The 19,835-nt window shown below is 59.3% G+C and carries 21 protein-coding genes and 1 pseudogene; 12 read left to right on the top strand and 10 right to left on the bottom strand.

Going from position 1 to position 19,835, the window contains the following annotated elements; genetic code table 11:
- Positions 1 to 26 precede the first annotated feature (26 nt).
- Positions 27 to 1,475 (top strand): site-specific integrase, encoded by a 1,449-nt coding sequence (locus tag ACYHH6_RS26235; protein WP_488500486.1) that lies wholly within the window; start codon positions 27 to 29, stop codon positions 1,473 to 1,475.
- A gap of 9 nt (positions 1,476 to 1,484) precedes the next feature.
- On the opposite strand, the gene ACYHH6_RS26230 is transcribed toward ACYHH6_RS26235, so the two are convergent.
- Positions 1,485 to 2,075: a hypothetical protein gene (locus tag ACYHH6_RS26230; protein WP_352584122.1), complete on the bottom strand. Its 591-nt coding sequence runs from the start codon at positions 2,073 to 2,075 to the stop codon at positions 1,485 to 1,487.
- 379 nt (positions 2,076 to 2,454) lie between these two features.
- Between ACYHH6_RS26230 and betB the strand changes: the two are divergent.
- Positions 2,455 to 3,636, top strand: a pseudogene (gene betB / locus ACYHH6_RS26225) (betaine-aldehyde dehydrogenase); the annotation flags it as partial.
- A gap of 731 nt (positions 3,637 to 4,367) precedes the next feature.
- Positions 4,368 to 5,003, top strand: a complete 636-nt coding sequence (locus ACYHH6_RS26220) for a hypothetical protein (protein WP_352584124.1) — start codon at positions 4,368 to 4,370, stop codon at positions 5,001 to 5,003.
- Between the two features lie 21 nt (positions 5,004 to 5,024).
- Here ACYHH6_RS26220 and ACYHH6_RS26215 read toward each other — a convergent pair whose 3' ends face one another.
- The 6 genes from ACYHH6_RS26215 to ACYHH6_RS26190 form a co-directional block, all read right to left on the bottom strand.
- On the bottom strand, positions 5,025 to 6,686 hold the full coding sequence (locus ACYHH6_RS26215; protein ID WP_352584348.1) for a DNA polymerase/3'-5' exonuclease PolX: 1,662 nt from the start codon (positions 6,684 to 6,686) through the stop codon (positions 5,025 to 5,027).
- Positions 6,687 to 6,793: 107 nt separating this feature from the next.
- Positions 6,794 to 8,692 carry a DNA ligase D gene (gene ligD / locus ACYHH6_RS26210; protein ID WP_352584126.1) on the bottom strand — a complete coding sequence of 633 codons (1,899 nt, stop codon included), beginning with the start codon at positions 8,690 to 8,692 and terminating at the stop codon, positions 6,794 to 6,796.
- A 438-nt stretch (positions 8,693 to 9,130) separates the two neighbouring features.
- Positions 9,131 to 9,667, bottom strand: coding sequence for a GNAT family N-acetyltransferase (locus ACYHH6_RS26205; RefSeq protein ID WP_352584128.1), 537 nt, complete (start codon positions 9,665 to 9,667; stop codon positions 9,131 to 9,133).
- 112 nt (positions 9,668 to 9,779) lie between these two features.
- The gene (locus ACYHH6_RS26200; protein ID WP_352584130.1) at positions 9,780 to 11,516 is read right to left on the bottom strand and encodes an adenylate/guanylate cyclase domain-containing protein; all 1,737 of its coding nucleotides are present in this window, start codon (positions 11,514 to 11,516) and stop codon (positions 9,780 to 9,782) included.
- Between the two features lie 125 nt (positions 11,517 to 11,641).
- Complete coding sequence (locus ACYHH6_RS26195) at positions 11,642 to 11,944, bottom strand: carboxymuconolactone decarboxylase family protein (protein ID WP_239601832.1); 303 nt, start codon at positions 11,942 to 11,944, stop codon at positions 11,642 to 11,644.
- Entirely contained in the window at positions 11,941 to 12,309 is a 369-nt protein-coding gene (locus ACYHH6_RS26190; RefSeq protein WP_352584133.1) for a carboxymuconolactone decarboxylase family protein, read from the bottom strand. Before ACYHH6_RS26190 ends, ACYHH6_RS26195 begins: the two co-directional genes overlap by 4 nt.
- A 381-nt stretch (positions 12,310 to 12,690) precedes the next feature.
- On the opposite strand from ACYHH6_RS26190, the gene ACYHH6_RS26185 reads away from it, so the two are divergent.
- The 7 genes from ACYHH6_RS26185 to ACYHH6_RS26155 all read left to right on the top strand — a co-directional run bounded on the left by ACYHH6_RS26185 (position 12,691) and on the right by ACYHH6_RS26155 (position 16,417).
- Complete coding sequence (locus tag ACYHH6_RS26185; RefSeq protein ID WP_352584350.1) at positions 12,691 to 12,879, top strand: DUF3008 family protein; 189 nt, start codon at positions 12,691 to 12,693, stop codon at positions 12,877 to 12,879.
- 282 nt (positions 12,880 to 13,161) lie between these two features.
- Positions 13,162 to 13,377, top strand: a complete 216-nt coding sequence (locus ACYHH6_RS26180; RefSeq protein ID WP_352584352.1) for a hypothetical protein — start codon at positions 13,162 to 13,164, stop codon at positions 13,375 to 13,377.
- Positions 13,359 to 13,559, top strand: a complete 201-nt coding sequence (locus ACYHH6_RS26175) for a hypothetical protein (protein WP_352584135.1) — start codon at positions 13,359 to 13,361, stop codon at positions 13,557 to 13,559. Before ACYHH6_RS26180 ends, ACYHH6_RS26175 begins: the two co-directional genes overlap by 19 nt.
- 42 nt (positions 13,560 to 13,601) lie before the next feature.
- Positions 13,602 to 14,525 carry an NADP-dependent oxidoreductase gene (locus ACYHH6_RS26170; RefSeq protein ID WP_352584137.1) on the top strand — a complete coding sequence of 308 codons (924 nt, stop codon included), beginning with the start codon at positions 13,602 to 13,604 and terminating at the stop codon, positions 14,523 to 14,525.
- 1,052 nt (positions 14,526 to 15,577) lie between these two features.
- The gene (locus ACYHH6_RS26165; RefSeq protein ID WP_352584138.1) at positions 15,578 to 15,775 is read left to right on the top strand and encodes a hypothetical protein; all 198 of its coding nucleotides are present in this window, start codon (positions 15,578 to 15,580) and stop codon (positions 15,773 to 15,775) included.
- 191 nt (positions 15,776 to 15,966) lie between these two features.
- Positions 15,967 to 16,146, top strand: coding sequence for a hypothetical protein (locus ACYHH6_RS26160; protein ID WP_352584140.1), 180 nt, complete (start codon positions 15,967 to 15,969; stop codon positions 16,144 to 16,146).
- 58 nt (positions 16,147 to 16,204) lie between these two features.
- Positions 16,205 to 16,417: an HK97 family phage prohead protease gene (locus ACYHH6_RS26155; RefSeq protein ID WP_352584141.1), complete on the top strand. Its 213-nt coding sequence runs from the start codon at positions 16,205 to 16,207 to the stop codon at positions 16,415 to 16,417.
- Positions 16,418 to 16,835: 418 nt separating this feature from the next.
- Here ACYHH6_RS26155 and ACYHH6_RS26150 read toward each other — a convergent pair whose 3' ends face one another.
- The 3 genes from ACYHH6_RS26150 to ACYHH6_RS26140 form a co-directional block, all read right to left on the bottom strand.
- A complete protein-coding gene (locus tag ACYHH6_RS26150; RefSeq protein ID WP_352584143.1) occupies positions 16,836 to 17,198 on the bottom strand; it encodes a hypothetical protein in 363 nt (120 codons plus the stop codon).
- Between the two features lie 503 nt (positions 17,199 to 17,701).
- Positions 17,702 to 17,917: a KTSC domain-containing protein gene (locus ACYHH6_RS26145; protein WP_352584145.1), complete on the bottom strand. Its 216-nt coding sequence runs from the start codon at positions 17,915 to 17,917 to the stop codon at positions 17,702 to 17,704.
- A gap of 222 nt (positions 17,918 to 18,139) precedes the next feature.
- Complete coding sequence (locus ACYHH6_RS26140; protein WP_352584146.1) at positions 18,140 to 18,430, bottom strand: DUF982 domain-containing protein; 291 nt, start codon at positions 18,428 to 18,430, stop codon at positions 18,140 to 18,142.
- Between the two features lie 142 nt (positions 18,431 to 18,572).
- On the opposite strand from ACYHH6_RS26140, the gene ACYHH6_RS26135 reads away from it, so the two are divergent.
- Positions 18,573 to 19,451, top strand: a complete 879-nt coding sequence (locus tag ACYHH6_RS26135) for an ATP-dependent DNA ligase (RefSeq protein ID WP_488500517.1) — start codon at positions 18,573 to 18,575, stop codon at positions 19,449 to 19,451.
- Complete coding sequence (locus ACYHH6_RS26130; protein ID WP_352584148.1) at positions 19,448 to 19,648, top strand: hypothetical protein; 201 nt, start codon at positions 19,448 to 19,450, stop codon at positions 19,646 to 19,648. The genes ACYHH6_RS26135 and ACYHH6_RS26130 overlap by 4 nt, the downstream gene beginning before the upstream one ends.
- The last annotated feature ends 187 nt before the right edge of the window (positions 19,649 to 19,835 follow it).

The following is a 19,835-nucleotide window of genomic DNA, read 5'->3' as shown; positions in this document are numbered from 1 at the left end:
GCTGATTGTAATATGAAACAGGCGGCTTGGCCGCATTTTCTATTGACAAAATGGCCAAAATCGCACTACAAATCGCACTGCATATTGCATCACGGCAATCATGCGGGGGGCTGGACGTGGCAAGGAAAATACCATTCTCCTCAAATGTCCCGGATCCCGATCGGCATCTAAAAAAACGCGCCAAGAGATGGCATTATGTCCGGCGTGTCCCGGCCCATGTTTCCAGCTTCGATCCGCGTCGAACAATCCAGATTTCACTGAAAACCACATCCCATGAAGTCGCCCGCATCAAGCGCGACGCCTTCGAGAAGGCGGATGATCTCTACTGGTCGGGGCTCGCCGACGGACAGCAGGCCGAATTGGTCGTTGCCGCCTACAATGCCGCCAGAACCCGTGCTCTAGCTCTTGGTTTCGAATATCTGTCATCGGCGACCCTGGCCGCTACCCGTCCGCTGGACGAGATCCTGCATCGCGTCGAGAAAGCGAAAGGGTCAGGCGGGCGCGAGGCGCCCGCGCTTCTCGGCGCGCACGAGAAGCCGGCGCTCACAGTCCGGGAGGCCGCGGAGTATTATTTCGACACCATGGCCGCCGACGAGGCGCGGGGCATGAGCGAATACCAGTTCGCGTCCTGGAAAAAGGTGAAGAGATACGCGGCGGAAAGTTTCATATCGGTTGTCGACAACAAGCCGCTTCTTGATATTACCCGGGCCGACGCCCAGAAATATTACGAATTCTGGCTCGACCGCATGAAGGGCTCCAAGGGCGGCAAGCGCATGTCATCGAACACCGCCAACCGTAGTTTCGGTAATATGCGGAAACTATTCAAAACCTACGCGAACTGGCTGGCGCTCGATATCAGGAACCCTTTTGACGGGTTGTCGTTTCGCAACCGCAAAAGCGACCGGCGTGTGGTTCCTCCGTTCGAAGCCGACTGGATCCGGACCAAATTCCTTGTACCCGGTGCGTTCGGCCGTCTCAATGACGATGCCCGTCTCATTTTCCTCGCCTTGATCGAGACCGGCTGTCGGCCCTCCGAGATATGCAATCTGAGACCAGAAAATATCAGGCTCAACCACGCAGTCCCCCACCTCGCCATTCGGTTTCAGCCGGATCGCCTGATCAAGACGGAATTGAGCATTCGCGAAATTCCTCTTCTTGGCGTTTCGTTGGAGGCCATGAAACGCGCGCCAAAGGGGTTCCCGCGCTACAGTGACAAAGAGACCAACCTGTCGGCGACCCTGATGAAGGGCCTCAGAGCGGCAAAGCTGCTGCCTTCTGAGGGCCACAGCGTGTATTCGATCCGCCATGCGTTTGAAAAGCGCATGCAGGAAGCAGGGCTGGATTATGATTTGAGGTGCCGGCTGATGGGGCATGCCAATGACCGGCCGCAATACGGGGACGGCGGATCGTTGGAATGGCGGCGTGACCAGCTCAAGAAGATCGTACTGCCCTTCGATCCTTCGATCCTTGCATAGGCTGGCAGGTTACATCCGTGCCTTGGCTGCACGCAGGCGATCAGCTCGGGAGGCCAGTTGCTCCCGCTCGCGCTCCAGGCGCTCGAAAATCGGCCAATAGCTTTCGCCTTCGGGCCGTGTCTCGATCAAATGGGCAACATATGCGAGGGCCCTTTCGACCCGTGGGAGAAACATGGCTTCTGCACGACTGCGTTCCAGACCTCCCCAGCAGTCGTCAGCTTGGCCACGGGCATCTGATTGAACGCCAATGTCGGCCGGCCGAGCGACATCGGGGGCAAGGCGACCATCGTTTTCAACGCGATTTCTGCAACGGTAAGCGCCGCGACGTTCGTATATCGCCGCGTCGGTAGGCCCATCGTCTTTCCGAGAGGGATCGTTCCCCAGATTAGGCATCGTTGCAGTCCGCGAAATTTGACGAGCGGCCGCTGGCCTACTCGCGAACAGGAAGGATGCTGCGGCCAGTTGCTTGTGGGAAGACTTCGATCGGACCGATCGCACAAAGAAGATGTTGCGGCCTAAGAACAGGCCACGCCGCAAATCGTCGGAGCAGAACCAGGCGTCGATCGAATTCTTCCGTGATGAAGATTTCAATGCCAGCAAAGCAATCGCCATTCATGTGGGATAGAGGCCGGACCGCTACGCTCCGAAGGCAGAGGTCACAGGTTCGAATCCTGTCGGGTGCGCCACTTTAAACATAAATATCAGATAGTTAGTCGAAGGTAGTTTTGGGGAGTGTTCTCGCTCTTTATGCGCGGAAGCACTACGGAAGCACAAGAAATCGTACCCATTTCGTCGCAAACCCTCTTGTGGAAAAATGCCATCGAAGTCGGATCGAGGATGACGCGGCGACCTCAGGCCGCGATTTTCGGGGCGAACAGGATGCATAGGCCCATGAGATTGGTGTGGTTGATGATGGTAGCGCTATAGAGCGCTGCCGCCCTCCCACCATCTAGACCGTCTGTTCTGCCTGCGTTTCTACGGCAAGCCGATCCAGGAAACCATCGTCGCCGACCCGACCTCGGGCGCCGATGCCTTCGAATTCTTCGGCGGCGTGGCCGGTGCGGCGCTCAATGGCGAGCATATTCCCCTCGGCGCCGACTGGGCTTACACGAAACGCGTCCCGCTTGGCGTTTGCGTCGGCATAGGCGCCTGGAACTATCCCCAGCAGATCGCTTGCTGGAAGGGCGCGCCGGCGCTGATCTGCGGCAATGCCATGGTGTTCAAGCCGTCGGAAAACACGCCGCTCGGTGCATTGAAGATCGCCGAGATCTTAGTCGAAGCGGGCCTGCCCAAGGGCCTCTATAATGTAGTCCAGGGCGACCGCTCGACTGGCCCGCAGCTGGTCAACCACCCCCATGTCAATAAGGTTTCGCTGACCGGCTCGGTGCCGACAGGCCGCAAGGTGGCGGGATCCGCTGCGGGCAGCCTCAAAAGTGTCACCATGGAACTCGGCGGCAAGTCGCCGCTGATCGTCTTTGATGACGCCGACATCGATAGCGCAGTGGGTGGCGCCATGCTCGGCAATTTCTATTCGACCGGCCAGGTCTGCTCCAACGGCACCCGCGTCTTCGTCCAGAGGGGCGTGAAGGGCGAGTTCCTCAAGCGGCTCAAGGCACGCACCGAGGCGATCACGATTGGCGACCCGGCGGATTATGCGACCCAGATGGGCCCGGTGATTAACCGCGCCCAGCAGCAGAAAATTCTGAGCTACGTCGAGAAGGGCAAGGCCGAGGGTGCGACGCTGATGACCGGCGGCTCGATCCCGAACTCGGTTTCCGCCGAAGGTTGCTATATCCAGCCCACCGTCTTTGCCGACGTGACCGACTGCATGACCATCGCACGCGAGGAAATCTTCGGGCCGGTGATGTGCGTACTCGATTTCGATCATGAAGAAGAGGTGATCGAGCGTGCCAACGGCACTGAGTTCGGCCTTTCCGGCGGCGTGTTCACCAACGACATGGCGCGGGCCCATCGCGTGGTCGACCAACTCGAGGCCGGGATTGTGTGGATCAACACTTATAACCTCTGCCCAGTGGAAATTCCGTTCGGCGGTGTGAAGCAATCGGGTTTCGGGCGGGAGAATTCGATGGCCGCGATCAATCACTATTCGGAATTGAAGACGGTCTATGTTGCGATGGGTAAGGTCGAGGCGCCGTACTGAGTTGAACTGGATTCACCCCTCGCCGTCCATATCAGGCTGCCGATTGTCGCCAACGTTCGTGCAAAAACGTCGTACCAATTGGCAAAAAAGTACGGCGTCAATCCAGTAAGTGTTGAAACTATTGGTGATCCCGACAGGAATCGAACCTGTGACCTACAGATTAGGAATTTGTCAGACGACCTTTCCGATTGTTTCCCAATGCAGGTCGTTGTACGTTTTTCCCCTGTTCTAACATGCTCAAGTTGTTGTTGTTTTCGTGCTGCGCGGCTATGATGGCTTAGACAAACCAGCAGATCAAACAGGCCAAACGACATGATCTCGGCTTCATGATGATCGGCTAGAATGCCGGGAAGTAATGGCCGCCGTGCAGATCGCGATGGCAAACAAGCCTCCCCGGTACCGTGTTGAATACCATCCATGCGGAAGGATTGAACGTGTGCCGCAATGTTCCGTTCGGTCAGGAGTGAAGACTGGCGTCTTTGCTCGGACAGGTGCGTCAGCGATTGCGGGCTCGAGACCGAGCTCTGCATCACCTGAATGTCCCTGCCAGGCGGCAAGGCACTTGAGATGACCGCTGCCGCTTCCTGCTAGCCGGGGTTGCAAGCGGCCCCGCTAACAATCGTGGTTGCGCCTTTAGGGCATCGTGTTGAGACCGCTGGCGGATCAGAACTCATGTTGGCTTTGCGATCGGCTCATCGCTGCCGACAATCGGTGACCTATATAAAAGCGACATGTCCACGCGCCGAAAAATCAATGCAACAGCGAAGCTGATTGGAGAGTGGCCTTTAACCCCGGCTGCAACGCTTGGATCGTCCGTCAGAGCGAGGGGTATTTTTCTCGAAATACGCGCCCGCCTTCCAGCGGAGTTCAGGAAACTGCTCCATATCGAGTCCCGCGTGCTTACCCTGCGCCTGTCTGAGGGCGCCGAGACTGATGTGCAGGTGGCACTCGGGATCGTATCCAAAGCACTGCAGAATATCGAAGACCTGCCCGTAATCCCCCGTGAAATCGAGGACATTCTGACGATCTCGGCGGCCGAACGGCACCGCTGGCTGAAAGATGGTCGTTTGCAGAGCGCCGGGACGAAAACGGTGAAACTGCGCGGGCGGGCGAGGAACATCACCTTTCACGTGTTCGACCCGCAGCACGTCGAGGATGTGCTTGACCGCGACCTGGCCACGGTCTGGCGCGAACAGGACGCAGCGACAGCTGCAGAGAATAGGAGGCGAGCCGCGGGGAAGGCCGCTATGAAACGCGCTCAAAGAAGCGGTCGCGGAACCGCGGCTTCAGCTGGCTATGGCCCCGAGAACTCGCACGCCAATTTGCGCGGCTGGGAAGATTTTGAGAAGGACGGACTCCTGCACTAATAGGCCGGGCGCACAGGCAGTTTAGGACGTTCGCCTGCGCCGTGCGAGATGCGCAAGGAGGGCCGCCAAACGCATCGCGTTCAGGACCCGCTTCGCTGGGACACCGCCCTTGCGCGCCATCTCGACACCCCAATGCATGTGGTCGAGCTCGCGGATCGAATGAGCGTCCGGATTGATGCTGAAGATGCAGCCCTGATCAAGTGCCGTTTGATGCCAGCGCCAATCGAGGTCGAGGCGCCAAGGATGTGCGTTGATTTCGACAGCGACGCCATGTTTCGCACACGCTTTGAGGACTTTGTCGACGTCGAGATCATAACCGGGCCGGCGCAACAGCTGGCGACCGGTCATGTGCCCGATGATTGTCGTCCGAGGATTTCCGACCGCCTCAATGATACGCTCCGTCTGTTCCTTCTTTGGCAACTTGAAGCGGCTGTGCACGCTCGCGACGACGAAATCGAACTGCTCCAAGATATCATTCGGGTAATCGAGCGAACCATCCGCCAGGATGTCCGCCTCGATGCCCTTCAAAATGCGAAATTTTCCATTGTATGCCTTGTTCAGCCGGTCAGCTTCGCGGTGCTGTTCAGCAATCTCCTGCAGCGAAAGGCCGCCTGCGTAGTGAGCGGACTGCGAATGATCGGCGACACCATAGTAGTCGAAACCGCGCATGCGGGTAGCTTCAGCCATTGCCTCAAGCGTTTCGGTGCCATCCGATGCGGTCGTGTGAGAATGCAGGATGCCATGCAGATCTTCATCCCGGACGAGGGCGGGTAGCTTCTGCTTTGCCGCTCGCTCAATCTCGCCCCTGCCTTCGCGCAATTCAGGCTCGATGAACTGTAAGCCTAGCGCTTGGTAGATTTCTTCTTCTGTCGCTGACGCGATCAGCTTTCTCCCGCGATGAAGCCCGTCGGCGTTTAGACTGAAACCCTTCTTGGCCGCGAACGTCTTTAGTTGCTCAAGGTGATCTGCCGAACCGGTCGCTTCGAGCAGGCTCGCGCCAAAGTGCTTCCTGTCCGAGACGACAAGCCTGAGGGTTGTATCCTCAATTCCAACCGACTTTCTGCCCTGCGCTACCAGGGCGAAATCGGAAACGAGCTCGCAACCGCGCCGGAAGTCGCCTGCAATTTCGACGCGCGAAAACTCTGGATGTTCTTGCTTCACCGATATGACGGCATGTTCGAGAAGAGCGGCGGCCTTGTGCAGGTGAAGTTGCGTTTCGCCGCTGCGCACGATGGCGAGGTTCTGCAGGAGCTTTGTCTGAAGCGCGGCGCCGAGGCCTTTGACTGGGCGTATGCGGTCTTCTCTTGCTGCGGCCTCAAGCTCCGCAAGCGAGTTCACGCCGAGCGCCTGATGAAGCTTCAGTATCTTATCGGGACGAAGCCCGGGTATGGCAAACAGCTCCATCACGTCCGCTGGAACATCCTCGCGCAGCTTCTCAAGGCTTGGGTGCGTGCCGGTTTGGTAAAGTTTGGTCACGATGTCTGCGATCGCGTCACCGATCCCCGGGATCCTGGTGAGGGCGCCGGCGGCAATGATCCGATCAAGCGGTTGCGACAGCGCCATCAGACTGTCTGCCGCGCGCAAGTATGCCTTTGTGCGATAGGGATTGTCGCCGCGCATAGACGCCCGTAGCGCGTATTCCCTCAAAAGGCTGGCGACAGTCCTCGGATCGATTTTTGCCATGGCTTCAGCCAAACGAAGCCGATCTCCGCAGGTTCCAAGCAGGCAAGATCAACAGCGCCGCGTTGCCCTTTGAAGAGCTCGCTTTACTCCTCTTCCCGCGTCGGAAGCTACAAATTGGGCAAGGATTGGTCAGCGCGACCCCATCCCGTCAGAGCTTTGGAGGCTGCGCGTTTCTTCAATTCAGGAGCATCGCCGACGTGGAAATGAGAGGGCGCATCTATTGTCTTCATCTCCGCCCACGTGATCGGTGCCGCGACAGGGGCGCCCGGACGTGATCTTGCGCTGTAGGGCATGATCGCGGTCGCCCCGCGCTGATTGCGTAGATAGTCCACAAAGATGCGACCCTTGCGGCGCGCCTTTGACAAAACGGCCGTGAAATGGGCCGGATCGCTCTGGGCAACCGCCTGCGCCAGGCGAGACGCGAAGTCCTTCACCTCTGGCCACTCGGCGCCAGGGGTGAGGGGCGCGATGACGTGCACTCCTTTGCCTCCCGTCAGCATCGGGAAAGTCGTAAGCCCCAGCGATTTAAGGATAGCGCGGAACTGAAAGGCAGCGGCGCGGACGGCCTCAAAATCGAGGCCTTCATCAGGGTCGAGGTCGAACACGAGGCGGTCGGCCTTTTCGACATCCTCGATCCGAGCCCCCCATCCGTGCAGCTCAATCGTTCCCATCTGCACGCAAGTCATCAGTCCGTCGGCATCGTCGATATAGAGATATGGTTCCTCGTGCCCGTCTTTCTCCGTGATGCCGACGTGGTGGACTTTGTCGCCAAAGCTGCCGGCGTCGTGTTTTTGGAAGAAGCACTTCTTCGCGCGGCCCTGTGGGCATCGAACCAGACTGATCGGGCGGCTGCCAACCCAAGGCAGCATGATCGCCGCGACCGCTGCATAATGGTCGGCGAGCTGTCCCTTGGTGATGCTGGACTCCGGATAGATGACGCGGTCACGGTTACTTATCGCGATGGCGGTTGTCGCAGATGCGGCGAGATCGGCTGCATGACGTTCCGTCTCGAGCACGACCGCCTCCGCCTTCTTGTCTTCGCGAAGACCAAGATAGCTCGGATGTCGTAACGTCCCTTCATTTGTCATTTCGGTGAAGGCAATCTCAGCGACCAGTTTCGGACGGAGCCAGTGTGCGCCGCGCACTTCGGCGCGTGGTGCGTCGACGGTTGCGGCCTTCTGCTCAAGCGGCGCCATGATCTTCAAGAGGCGAAGAAGTTCGGCGGTATCGAAGCCGGTGCCGACTTTACCGGCGTAACGCAGCTTGCCGCCGTCATGAACGCCAAGGATCAAGGACCGAAACGCGCGGACCTTGTCGGACGGCGTCCAGCCGACAATCACAAATTCCTGCCGCCTGATGCATTTGATCTTCAGCCAGCTTGCGCCGCGGGCCGCCACATAACTCGAATCCGCGAGCTTTGAGATGACGCCCTCAAGGCCGGCTGCGCAGAAGCGATCGAGCAGCTCTTCTCCGCGGCCGAGGATATGGTCGGAGTAACGCAGGACCGGATTTTTCGCAGGCAAGATCGCCTCCAGCTTCGCCTTGCGCTCAAGAAGAGGAAGCCTTGTCAGATCTTCGCCGTCGAGCTGCAGCAGATCGAACGCATAAAAGTCGATTGTCGCCGGGGCACCCTTCAATGCATTCTGAAGCGCCTGGAAGTTAGATCTTCCTTCCGCGTCGACAACCACGGCCTCGCCGTCAATCAGGGCGGAGCGCACCTTGAGCTTGCGAGCCTCGGAGAGGATCGAGGGAAAACGGCTAGACCAGTCCAGACCAGATCGTGTGTAGGCTCGCGCCTCGCCACCGCCCACGGCAACGAGAATACGATAGCCGTCGTACTTCATCTCATGGATCCAATGATCGCCGGCAGGGACCGTGTCCACGAGCGTTGCGAGCTGGACCGGCCGGAAAGCGGGCGGCGCTAACGTGACCTCGCCACGAGCGGGCGACTTCGCTTGACTGGCGCTCGACCCATTGATTGCCTTATGCGACGTTGGCTTGACCACTCTGACCTAAACCATACTCAGAGACGAAATAGCGTTATCCGCCTCCAACGCGCGACTACTTCTTTAGTTTCGCTCCAGGCCGTATTGAGCTTTCGCGATCATTGCCGACCCGCTTTATTAGCGCCTCGGCCTGAGGCCCTGCTTCCTGCCTCCGGCCCTCCCAACTTCCCGATATGCGCGCACAGCTCACTGGCAATAATCAAGAGCAGGGACGTGCCCTCAAATGCCGCCGCAGCGTATCCGCTTTCTGCCATCGGCCTTAGAAGCCCGACATTCCGGTTCCGGTCCCCTAAACGGCCTGTCAGCTTTGCGCCCAATGGCAGTCATTCCTACGGTCCCGTCCATTCACCAAAAGCGGACCATGGAGCGGAAGTATAGGTGAGCATTCCGTGCCGGCGAGCGCCGCCAACTGCGTGCGACTGCCCTGTAAGCCGGAGGTCAGAACGTCTTGCTCATAAGCAGGATAGGAACCGGAGCCCCGCCACGCTCGTCGAAGAATTTCTTGACGGGTTGGTACCCGCAGGCGCGATACAGTGGCTCTCCGGCCGCGGTAGCTGCCAGCTCAGCACGGGCGAAGCCCTCGGCCTTGGCGGCACGCTCACAAAGCGCAAGGATCAGGTGGCCGACCCCCCGCCGGACAAAGTCCGGATGGGTGTACATGGCTCTGATGCGTGCTGCATCCTTGGCAGGATCAAGCAGCGCCGCATCACGTCCAGGCGACTGATCTCCACCATACATCGTTGCGCGCCGGCTCCAACCGCCGCACCCTGCCAAAACGCCGTTGTGCTCCACGAGGAAGTAAGTACCGTCGTCGACAAGTTGTGTATCCAGCCCCATGATGGCGCGGCTGGATTGAATCTGAGCGTCATCTAGAAAGGGCTTCTGGAGTTCAGAGATCGCCGCGTCCATGAGCGTAATCAGGGCCGGGAGATCCTCGCGTTGTGCTTTCCGGTGCCGAAAGTTTTCACTGGCCATGTTCAAGTCTCGACATGACGAATTTCGTTCCGGCAGAAGAGACCAAATATTCGCTGCTGCGGCAGCCTCCAGACGCCTATCCCCTGCGGCCGCGAGGGTATAGCCATGACAGTCATTCTGGCAGCCCCGCCATGCGATAGCCTTCCACGATATGCCGCCGCACGTCTTCGGCCGGGAAAGGCTGCGAAGCTGACCAATGCCGGATTGTGAAGTGCGGATTGCTTATCATGAACATTTCCGCCTCCCAGCGCGCCTCCTCCAAACGGCCAAGTTGCGCAAGGCTTGCTGCAAGCAGGCGTCGTGAAGTCGTGCGATAAGTTTCGGGTCTCCGCAACGTTTGAACCGCGGATTCGTAGTCGCCGATGGCATACTGAGCCTGGCCCAACATCCAGTAGTACCAACCGGGCGGGTGAGGGTTGAGCCGCAGCGCCTTGCGCACCTGCTCTATGGCTTCGGCAGGCCGGCCGTTTTCCGTCGTCAGTTCAGCCTGCATTGCCCATGCGTCGGCGTGGTTGGGATCCAGCTTGTGGGCGGCGGCGAATTCGGCATCCGATTCCGCCCAGCGACCCTCATGTCCTAGTATAACGCCCAATACCCATCGGTTCCCAGCGTCATTCGGGTCGAGTCCGACCGCCTGCTGTGCTTCGGCAAGCGCACTTGCGCGATTGGGATCCATCGGTTCGTCCCAGAACTCCCAGCCCAGCCAGAGGTTGAGTGCCAGCCAACGATGCGCCTCCGCATATTCCGGATCGAGCGCGATTGCCCGGTTCAGCAGGAAAATGGCTTCTTTCGCGGTGAGCGCCGTTTGCAGGCCCAAGGCCCGTGCACGCACACATAGATCATAGGCCTCGAGGTTCGTCGGTCTGTTGCGCCCCGGCGCGGCGGTCAGACGGCCCACCAGAGCCTCGACAATCTTGCCGGTCACCTCGTCCTGAACGGCGAAGATATCTTCAAGGCTTCGGTCGAATCTTTCGGCCCAAAGGTGGTCGCCCCCGATCGCATCGATCAATTGAGCGTTGATACGCACCCGCCCAGCTGCCCGCCGTGCACTACCCTCAAGAAGATGGCGCACTCCCAGTTCTCGCGCGATACGACGCACATCCACGTGCCTGCCCTTGTATGCAAAAGCCGAGTTGCTGGCGATGACAAACAGCTCGCTGTTCCTCGACAGATCCGTGATCAGGTCTTCGGTGAGGCCGTCGACAAAAGCCTCCTGCTCCGGATCGTTGCTCATGTTCGTAAAGGGAAGGACGGCGATGGAGGGCTTGCCGGGGAGCGGCAGCGGCGCCTTCTCCGCCGGTCCGCCACCTTCGGATGAGGCCGATAACCGAATCCGGTAAACGGACACCGGTTCGGCAACGTTCTTGATCGCTTGCGGGCCGAGTTCGTCGAAGTCGCATTCAAGCTTTCGCTTGACTTGGTCGTAGACGCTGCCGGAGACGCAGATATCTCCAGCCCCGGCCATTGCCTGAAGCCGCACTGCGACGACAACGCCATCGCCGAACAGATCGCCGTCCTCGACAACGACATCGCCCAGATTGATGCCGATATGCAGGTTGATTTGTCGGTCGAACGCCAAACCCTCGTTCGCGGCCATCATCCGCTTCTGGAGTTCGACGGCGCATGACACCGCGTTCACTGCGCTTCCGAACTCGACTAGGACGCCATCACCCATCACTTTTACGACACGGCCGTGACGGTCGCGGACCAGTGGTTCCAGGATCTCCTTCCGCCTCCTCTTTAACGCCGTCAACGTTCCTTGCTCGTCCAGGTCCAGAAGTCGGCCGTAGCCCACCACGTCGGCGGCCAATATGGCGGCAAGACGGCGTTGGGCGCGTTCTTCGGCCATTTCGCTTTGCTTTCATTGAAAGCAGAAAAATGGATTGTATGACGCCCATTTCAAAAGTCTACCAGGCTGGCTTCGAAGCTCGATCGGCAAGCCGCTAAATGGGGTGATCGCGTCACGTCGGTCGATCATTCACTTTCTTCTTTACGCGGTCGCGAGGACGGGTTGCTCTTGGCGAACTCTTCCGCAGCGATGCGGATCGCCTGCTGTGTCGCTGGATAGCCGCTGTAGGGGGCGAGATTGACCAGCGTTTCGATGATCTCTTCCCGGCTTGCTCCAACGTTCAAGGCGGCGTTGATGTGAACGCGCAAAGGGGTTTCCGTTGTCGCGGAACCGATGGCCGCCAAAGCCGCGCAAGCGCTGAGTTCACGGGTTTTCTGATCGATGCCTTTGCGCGAGAAAATCTCGCCATAGGAATGTTCGACGATCATGCGCCCGAGGTCCGGTGCGATATCGTCAAAACTGCGGACCAGGGCATCGCCTGAAGCGGCCGAGCTTTTGGAGCCTTCCCCCGCTCCAATCGATCCGTCCGAATTTCCGTATCGACGGGCATGGGGATGTCGACCTGAAGCGGCTGGACGCCGAGCGCGAAGACGCTCCGGGCGACCGAGAATGCGTTCAGGGCGGCCGGAAATCCACGGTAGACGCTGAGTTGGATGAGGAGCTCGATGATCTCTTCGCGCGTGACGCCATTGGCAAGGGCGCCGGCCAGATGAAGGCGAAGCGCATCGCTGCGATTGCCGCTTGAGGCGAGCATCGCGACAATCGCGAGCAGCTTTGCTTTGCTCCAGCCCATCACGGGCCAACGCCTCTCCGAACGCGAAATCGATCGAAAGCTGCGCGAGGTCGGGAGCGGCGGCGGCAAAGCGATCGAAGTAGTCCTGTCCGTCTCCGCCAGCCAGGGGCAATGATGAGAGCGGAATTGATTTTGCCACCCCCCTAACAGGAATTCGCTCAGGCTGGTTTGAAGGCTTGCACGACAAGTCAACGCGGCCTGAGTAGATCAGTCGCTAAGCGCTGCGCGCCCTCCGGACTCCTGCTCCCGGTCGTCGCTCACAAGGCCGTCACCAGTTGGGCTCCCCGCTTTTGAAGCGGCTGCCGTTCAGGCTTTCTGGGCCGGGGAACGGAACGCAAAACAGGCAACCGTGTTTAAGTCGGTAGTATCGGAGGTATGAAAATGCCAGCCAAATCCAAGGCTCAGCAGATGGCGGCCGGCGCCGCCCTTGCGGCCAAACGCGGTGAAAAGAAGAAAAGCGAGTTGAAAGGTGCATCCAAATCGATGGTCAAATCCATGAGCGAGAAGGAACTTCATGACATGGCATCGACCAAACGCAAGGGCAAAGCCGAGCATGCATCCAAATCGTGAGAAGCCGGTTCCAATGCCGACCACCAGCTTCTGGTTTTCTTGCGCATGCGTTCAACCCGTTTGAAACCAGCATCAGTGGCCGCGCCGAGGCGGACGCAAAATTTGGATACGTCCCGTGCACGGCCCGGTGCCTGCGAGTTTGATCGCATTGGATTCCGGCCATCAATCGGATCGGCGACGACGTCCGCGGGACCGCATTGATTGACATTGATCGGGAACACTCCTTGCTTCCGAGGGTTGAGCTTGATGACAGACGCGTATCGGACCGGGCCGTCACGGGATATGGATTTGGTGCTTCGACACCTGCCCCTCAGGATCGGCGCCTATGTGCCTGATGATCTCCTGGAGGACTGGTTCGCCCCACGCACCGGGATGAATCCGCCTTCCAGCGTGGCACTCGCGGCCGCCGCATCCTATGGGCGTCGCTTCGAATGCGAGTTCAAGCACTATCCCGAGCGAAAAGAAGGAGTGTTCTGGAAATGGGTGCCAGCATTGTGAAAGACCAGCCGCTCGAGGCAAAGGCGATCACCGGAGTGATAGAGGAACTCGAAAGACAGGCGGCCGAAAACCCGTCGAAACTCAAGGTCCGGCGGGACGGCGAGAGAACAATCGTCGATGGCGAGATCGACGTCGACGCGCTCGTTATGGTGGTCGTCGGCTCCATGGCTGGAGGTCCGTGACCGGCATGAGCCGGGGACGAAGCCAAGAGGAGGTATCCGAACATGAACATGAAGGCAGTCCGCATCCACGCCTTTGGCGGCCCCGAGGTTCTCTCGGTCGACCAGATCCCGTTGCCGCAGCCCCTCGACGACGAGGTTACGCTCAGGGTCCGGGCGGCGAGCGTCAATCCGATCGACTACAAGATCCGCGAGGGTTCGACGGGCCAGGCTTTGCCCGTTACGCTGGGGCGTGACGTGTCCGGCGTGGTGGAGATGTGCGGCACGCGGGCTCATACGTTCAAGAAGGGCGATCCGCTGTTTGCCATGCTTGGCAATGACCGAGGCGGCAATGCCGAATATGTCGTGGTCAAGGCGACGGAACTGGCTGCGAAGCCGGAACGTCTGAGCCATGTGGAGGCCGCTGCCGTTCCGCTCGCGGGCATCACCGCGTGGCAGGGCCTGTTTGACCATGGCGGCCTCGAATCCGGACAACGGCTGCTCATCCACGGCGGCGGCGGCGGCGTTGGCCATCTGGCTATCCAGTTTGCCAAGGCCGCCGGCGCATTCGTCGCCACGACCGTCTCCGCCGAGGATACCGTTTTCGTCCGGGAGCTCGGCGCCGATCAGGCCGTCGATTACAAGGATGAGCGCTTCGAAGAGGTGGTTGAGGAAGTCGACGTGGTTTTCGACCTTGTAGCGGGCGACACCCAGGACCGCTCCTGGAAGGTGCTCAAGCCCGGCGGGACGCTGGTTTCCACGCTTTCGCGGCCTTCGCAGGAAAAGGCGCGCCTGCATCGGGCGCGCGGCGTGTCCTACCTGGCCGAGCCGAATGCGGCGCAACTGGCGCAGATCGGCCGCCTCATCGACGACGGCAAGGTGACCCCTTTCGTGCAGACGACCTATCCGCTTGCGCAGGTTGCTAAGGCCGAGGAAAGGCTGGAGAACGACCACGTGCGCGGCAAGATCGTGCTTGAAGTGTCGGCCTGAACGTTCTGTCGTTGCCGAAGGCGCGACTGAATGCGAATGCCGCGGCGCTTGCGTGCACGGCTAGCAAACAGCCGCGGCGCTTCATTGCGCCGGCGGCGTTCCAGGCTGCTCGCCGCGCGGGTCTTGGGGGTGGGGTCCTTGTCGACCTCGGGTTCTGGTCGACGGTGTCGGTGTTGCTGTGGTTCGGTTCCGCGCTGGTGGTGCTGCCACCCTGACCCTGGCCCGGTTCGGTGTTGTTGCGGCACCCGCCAAAGCCAAGGACATTGCCAGCAAAAGCGATAATTTCTTCAGGGCTGGGGCGCGCGCTATGCGGCACGCTATGGACCGATCGGAAACTATGCCGCGAATTCCTACGACTCAGCCCACGTCTTGATTGCAGCGATCGAGGCTGCCGCCGATAAAGCCAAGCGTTATCCAAGCCGGCGCGACGTCGCGACGGCAATGCGCAAACTCCGCTTCAAAGGCATCGCCTATGACGATCCGGTCGAGTGGGATGACAGGGCGACAATTTGGCCGCCGTGACGGCGTTCAACGTGGTGGAGAACGGCCGCTTTCGACAGGTGGCGGAGATCCCGCGGATGCCGCCTGATCGGTCATTGCGTCCCCCTTCCGGCCTCGGGCTCACCATCGTTTCCGATCCTCCCCTCGGATCGTTGCACGGCCGCGCCGCCACGGTCCGGCCCGCTCGGGACGGCATCAACGGGATTATGCAGGCGCTGCGCACCAGACAGGACAAGATCCGATTCGTTCAGGTACGCCACGGGAGTCGGCGGCGTTCATGGCGACGGCCTACGCCTCCTTACTCTACTCGTTCGCCCATACGGGTCTTCGGGCGGCCTAGAGGTCGAGCATTCATTCTACGCTCAGTCGAGCGACGTGACGAAACCAAGGCGCGGCCAGAAATTACTGAAGCGCATCGCCGACTGCCTCGAGATCGAGGATGAGGTTCAGGATACCAAAGTGTTCAATGGTGGCGAACTGATTTGCGCCATCAGCGATCGCGGGGAAATTTCCTACATGCCCATCATGCGGCTTAAGTCACGAGAGGCCGCATGAAGGAACGGGAGTGGGAAGAAATCGTACGCGAAGTCCTGGCGGAGCGGGAACGCTCCGAGCCGGAAGACGAGAGCAACAAGCCAGAAATGTTGATGCCCCTTACCGGCGAACGAAATGTCAGGACGGCTCGCCGTATTCAGCATCGCTCGTTGTCGGTCGGTGGCGATTATAATCGATGGGAGGCGACAACATGACTTCGGCCTCGACTCTGCCGAATTCCCGGCCGATCTGGAACACCGCATAGAGAGCGCTAAGACCAAGTAAAAATTTGAGCATGATCATCCTCCTTCGTGGGTAACCCATGCGGCCGGCAGATAGTTCCATTCTGCCGGAACAATGCCCATCAGCGCTCGTTGCCTCTGATCAATGGGCGAGGAGCGCAGGTATGGCTGTGAAGAAAAAGAGCGACGCTAGCCGCGTCAAGAAGGGCGCTGAACTTGAGGTTGAACACCTTACCGAAGTCACGGACCTATCGCCCAAACAGGCGCGCACATTATTGCGGAAGCACGGCGCTGATTGGCAAAAACTCAAGGACGAAGCTGAAGATCTAAAGGACGACGACTGACTACCCGCTCCGCGCATTGCGGAACGGTTGCCCGGCCTGGGCGGTTTCTCGAATTGGGATGAAAATTGATCGGGTCGGAAAGGGGAATTTGACTCTGAAGCCCGATTCCATTGGCCTTTGGTACTCTATCAAGCCAAACCCTGAATCGCCGACCGGCCAGGAGGCATTGGCGACCGTCGCACGCGCAGACGTCAGCCAGGTGAGCGTATCTTTCAGCCCGTGGATCGAAGAGTGGGACGACATGTGTCATCACCATACGCGCCCTGGCTGAGCTCCTATAGGCGAGCCTCAGTGATCAGCCTGCGTGGCATCTGCGACACTGACGTCTCGCGCCGCACACAATGGCAAGGCTTAGGTTTATTCAAGATCAGTTGAAAATCGAAGTTTGCGACCAAGAGATCGATCGACGCATCACTGAGTGCGCGGGTCAGTATTAAGGCAAAAGACCGCCAGTACGAAGACTGATGGTATCTGGAAATCGATGAGAGTGGTATCCAGCAGGTAGTGCATGAGTGGGAGCATATCAGCGTCGGCTCCGGCTCAAAGAGCGAAGGAGAGAAGGTTATTTCGGTCCCGGCTTTCTTGGCGAATGGTAACCATCACGCGGTCGACAAGCTGAAGGAAATACTGGCGGCGGGCTAATTCTCGCGACTCTGTCATCCATCCGGCCGCCCATCGAGGCGGCCTTTTCATTTAGGAATCCGACCCGATCTACGAAGCCCGGCAACCAGACTCTTAGCCGCATCAAGGTAGCTAGCGCCGACCTGTTCGCTCATCGGCAGCGAAGCCCATGCGGCTAGTTCCGCGACCAGAGGGCCTCCGTTGCCGTCGATGGGCGCCGACGTAAGCTGTCCGTCCCTATCCATGACGATCGCGACGGTGCCATCTGCAGCATATCCAATTGCCGCGATCCTCTGAATGCCGGTGTCGCCGTCGACACGAACGTCGAATAACACCGAGCCTGCGGTCTTTTCGGCAACGTCGCTTACACGATCAGAGAACGGGTGGTTCATACCGCCGGCACTGGCGATTGACTGTTCAAGCAGAACCATCTCGACTTCTTGCGGCTTCACGGCGCGACTATGAGCGCTCACGTGCAATCGGCAATCCTGCCGACGCTTTTCACACAGGAATCCCAATGACCGCCCATCAACGCAGCCTTCACGTCGGGCGGGCCATTTTAGCGCTAGCTTAATCTTCCATTTACCTGTGCGCGCATGCTTCGAAGGCCGCGGCCATGTTTGAGTACCGCGCGGCTCGCAGGCAACAACTCATCGCTCTCCGCACCCCTGAGAGCGACGAGATCGAGGTTGCAACCAACATCTTCCACGCTCGTTGACTTTATGCTGGCTCGTTCAGCTACTCCAGACCGATTGCCCGCTGGCTCACGCCGGCGGGCTTTTTTCATTCGACCTGGGAACAACCCGTAAATGGCAAAGTTCTTCCATCACAGCGGTCCAGGGTGGGTTCCTCCCGCTGTCGACCGGTCCGCAAGACGGTCGGGCCCGCTCCCTCTCGATAAAGCAGCGCGGGCCGTTTCAAATTCGAGATTGTGTCAGCCGTCCGACGAGCCTGCCGTCAGCCGGAATGCGTAGCGGTTGCGGATGTGATTGTTGAAATGGCGGCCTTTTGCAAAGGCAGATTTAAACGCCTCAAAGGCGCCAAGCGGTACGTCCAAGAACTCATAGTGCTTCCCGCTGGCCACAAACCAGACCGAGAGGACCCTGGTGCTTGGGTCGTAGTCGAACTTGCGTATCGAGGTCGACGGCATGCCTAGGCGTCAAATTCAAGGGGCTCGTGATCCGGTTGCTCGTGCCACATGACCTGTCTGAAGTCGCGACGGTCGACCAGTTGGCCGCAGATAGTGCAAACATGGAAACGATCATGCCCGTTACCAGGCTCGTGTGGTTTGCCGGGGATCGGTGGCCCAAGGTCCGCAATTCTGGTCATGCTCGACCGAACACACTGCCGCAGCAAAAGTTCCCACGCGCTGTCACGCTTGCAGGTCTTTAGTCACGTTGTCCAACATGCCGAGCGCCGGACTCCCCTTGGCCGGCTGCAGTAAGCGTTGGTCGATAGCGGCGGCCTTGAACGCCGCGAAAGCGATGGCCGGACTGCAGCTTCCACCTTTGGCAGCCGCGATTAACCGGCACGCATCCCTATAGGGTGCCGCTCCCTTGTTTGGCCACTGACCTTGGAGCGCTGCTTCAGCGCCACAGATGGAGGAAACTGTCATTGATTTCCCGTCCACCAGCTTAATCGAAAGCGGTAAAAAGTTGCCCATGCCTAACCTCCCCATCATTGAAAGCGCCGAAACGCAACAGGGGCATTTTTGGTTGCGGGTCGCAGAGACAACTTTAGATAAAATTTCGGAACCATTTTAGCGCATGCTAATTGAATCGCCGGTTGCGTGGTGTGGGGTTCGAATGCTTAAGCGTGCAGGCGGCCGGCGGCTGGCGTTTATCGAGCCGTTAATGCCGACCTTGGTGGAGAAACCTCCCGAGGGCGCCGACTGGATTCATGAAATCAAATTCGACGGATACCGCTCTCAGATAATCATCGACGATGCCGGCGTGCGCATCCACACCAGGCGCGGCCTTGATTGGTCATCGAAGTACCGTGACCTCGTTAACGCGGCTCGGGAGCTTGGTGTCGAGAGCGCCATAATCGACGGGGAGATTATCGTGCTCAACGAAGCGGGCCTCTCCGATTTCGCGGCTTTGCGCAAGGCCATCACCAGCCGGCAGCAAGACCTCTATTTCGTTGCCTTCGACCTGCTGCACCTGAACGGCCACGGTCTGCGCGACATGCCTCTGGAGGACCGTCGTGAGATACTGACCGAGATGATCCCGGAAGGCGGTCGTATCCAATTCAGCCAGGCGCTGCCTGGCGATGCAAAGGCCATCTTCCATCTCGTCGACCAAGCCGGGCTTGAGGGCATGGTGTCCAAGCGCAAGGACAGCAAATATCGCTCCGGCAACTCGACGGCCTGGCTGAAAACGAAGGCTTTCACGATCGACGAATACGATCTGCTTGGCGTGGAGCGCGAAGCCGGTAAGCCGGCCTTCGCCCTGATGGCCGAGCGTGGCACCGGGCGATACGTCGGCAGCGCTTTCGTCACCTTGAACCGAGAACTGCGCGAGCGGCTATGGAAACGCGTCCAGGAGCACCATGGGGCGGCGCCGAAAGGCATGAAGCGGCCGGCGACGCAATGGGTCAAGCCGGGCATCGTCGGCCGCGTGAAGCATTTGCGCGGCGACGAGGACTTACGTCACGCCTCGCTTCAGGATTTCAGGGAAGAATGAGCAAGCGCGGAAGTGATTTTCTCTACCATTGGATATCGGAGCATTTGCCGGACGATCCGATCATCGACCCGGTCCTGATAGTGATTGATATGGTTGTGGACGCAAAACGAGCGGCCGAAACCCAAGGCATTCCGGGCCAAGAGATCGATGATGAAATTGGCACGATCTACGAATTCATCATGCGGGATTTGCGCTAAGAATCAAAGGCGATGACCTGATAGCCGCATCCTTCATTGCGCTGGAAGAGCGAGCGCCCGAGTGCCCCGTGCATGCCGACGCGGTATTGCCCGGTGAGACAACAGTGAAACCGCGTCGGCACTGCGGTCATGGCAAACCGCCACGCCAAGCTAGCGCTTGCCAGAAGTCGGGCAATAATAGCTCTCG

Source organism: Mesorhizobium sp. P171375, from assembly GCF_057786075.1.
This window is presented reverse-complemented; position numbering and strand designations above follow the sequence as displayed.

Excerpts from the sequence above, each read along its gene's own strand:
- ACYHH6_RS26220 (WP_352584124.1), top strand. The coding sequence starts at position 4,368 with ATGTCCACGCGCCGAAAAATCAATGCAACAGCGAAGCTGATTGGAGAG.
- ACYHH6_RS26215 (WP_352584348.1), bottom strand. The coding sequence starts at position 6,686 with ATGGCAAAAATCGATCCGAGGACTGTCGCCAGCCTTTTGAGGGAATAC.
- ACYHH6_RS26205 (WP_352584128.1), bottom strand. The coding sequence starts at position 9,667 with ATGGCCAGTGAAAACTTTCGGCACCGGAAAGCACAACGCGAGGATCTC.
- ACYHH6_RS26200 (WP_352584130.1), bottom strand. The coding sequence starts at position 11,516 with ATGGCCGAAGAACGCGCCCAACGCCGTCTTGCCGCCATATTGGCCGCC.
- ACYHH6_RS26195 (WP_239601832.1), bottom strand. The coding sequence starts at position 11,944 with ATGATCGTCGAACATTCCTATGGCGAGATTTTCTCGCGCAAAGGCATC.
- ACYHH6_RS26190 (WP_352584133.1), bottom strand. The coding sequence starts at position 12,309 with ATGGGCTGGAGCAAAGCAAAGCTGCTCGCGATTGTCGCGATGCTCGCC.
- ACYHH6_RS26185 (WP_352584350.1), top strand. The coding sequence starts at position 12,691 with ATGCCAGCCAAATCCAAGGCTCAGCAGATGGCGGCCGGCGCCGCCCTT.
- ACYHH6_RS26180 (WP_352584352.1), top strand. The coding sequence starts at position 13,162 with ATGGATTTGGTGCTTCGACACCTGCCCCTCAGGATCGGCGCCTATGTG.
- ACYHH6_RS26175 (WP_352584135.1), top strand. The coding sequence starts at position 13,359 with ATGGGTGCCAGCATTGTGAAAGACCAGCCGCTCGAGGCAAAGGCGATC.
- ACYHH6_RS26170 (WP_352584137.1), top strand. The coding sequence starts at position 13,602 with ATGAACATGAAGGCAGTCCGCATCCACGCCTTTGGCGGCCCCGAGGTT.
- ACYHH6_RS26165 (WP_352584138.1), top strand. The coding sequence starts at position 15,578 with ATGAAGGAACGGGAGTGGGAAGAAATCGTACGCGAAGTCCTGGCGGAG.
- ACYHH6_RS26160 (WP_352584140.1), top strand. The coding sequence starts at position 15,967 with ATGGCTGTGAAGAAAAAGAGCGACGCTAGCCGCGTCAAGAAGGGCGCT.
- ACYHH6_RS26155 (WP_352584141.1), top strand. The coding sequence starts at position 16,205 with ATGAAAATTGATCGGGTCGGAAAGGGGAATTTGACTCTGAAGCCCGAT.
- ACYHH6_RS26150 (WP_352584143.1), bottom strand. The coding sequence starts at position 17,198 with ATGGTTCTGCTTGAACAGTCAATCGCCAGTGCCGGCGGTATGAACCAC.
- ACYHH6_RS26145 (WP_352584145.1), bottom strand. The coding sequence starts at position 17,917 with ATGCCGTCGACCTCGATACGCAAGTTCGACTACGACCCAAGCACCAGG.
- ACYHH6_RS26140 (WP_352584146.1), bottom strand. The coding sequence starts at position 18,430 with ATGGGCAACTTTTTACCGCTTTCGATTAAGCTGGTGGACGGGAAATCA.
- ACYHH6_RS26135 (WP_488500517.1), top strand. The coding sequence starts at position 18,573 with ATGCTTAAGCGTGCAGGCGGCCGGCGGCTGGCGTTTATCGAGCCGTTA.
- ACYHH6_RS26130 (WP_352584148.1), top strand. The coding sequence starts at position 19,448 with ATGAGCAAGCGCGGAAGTGATTTTCTCTACCATTGGATATCGGAGCAT.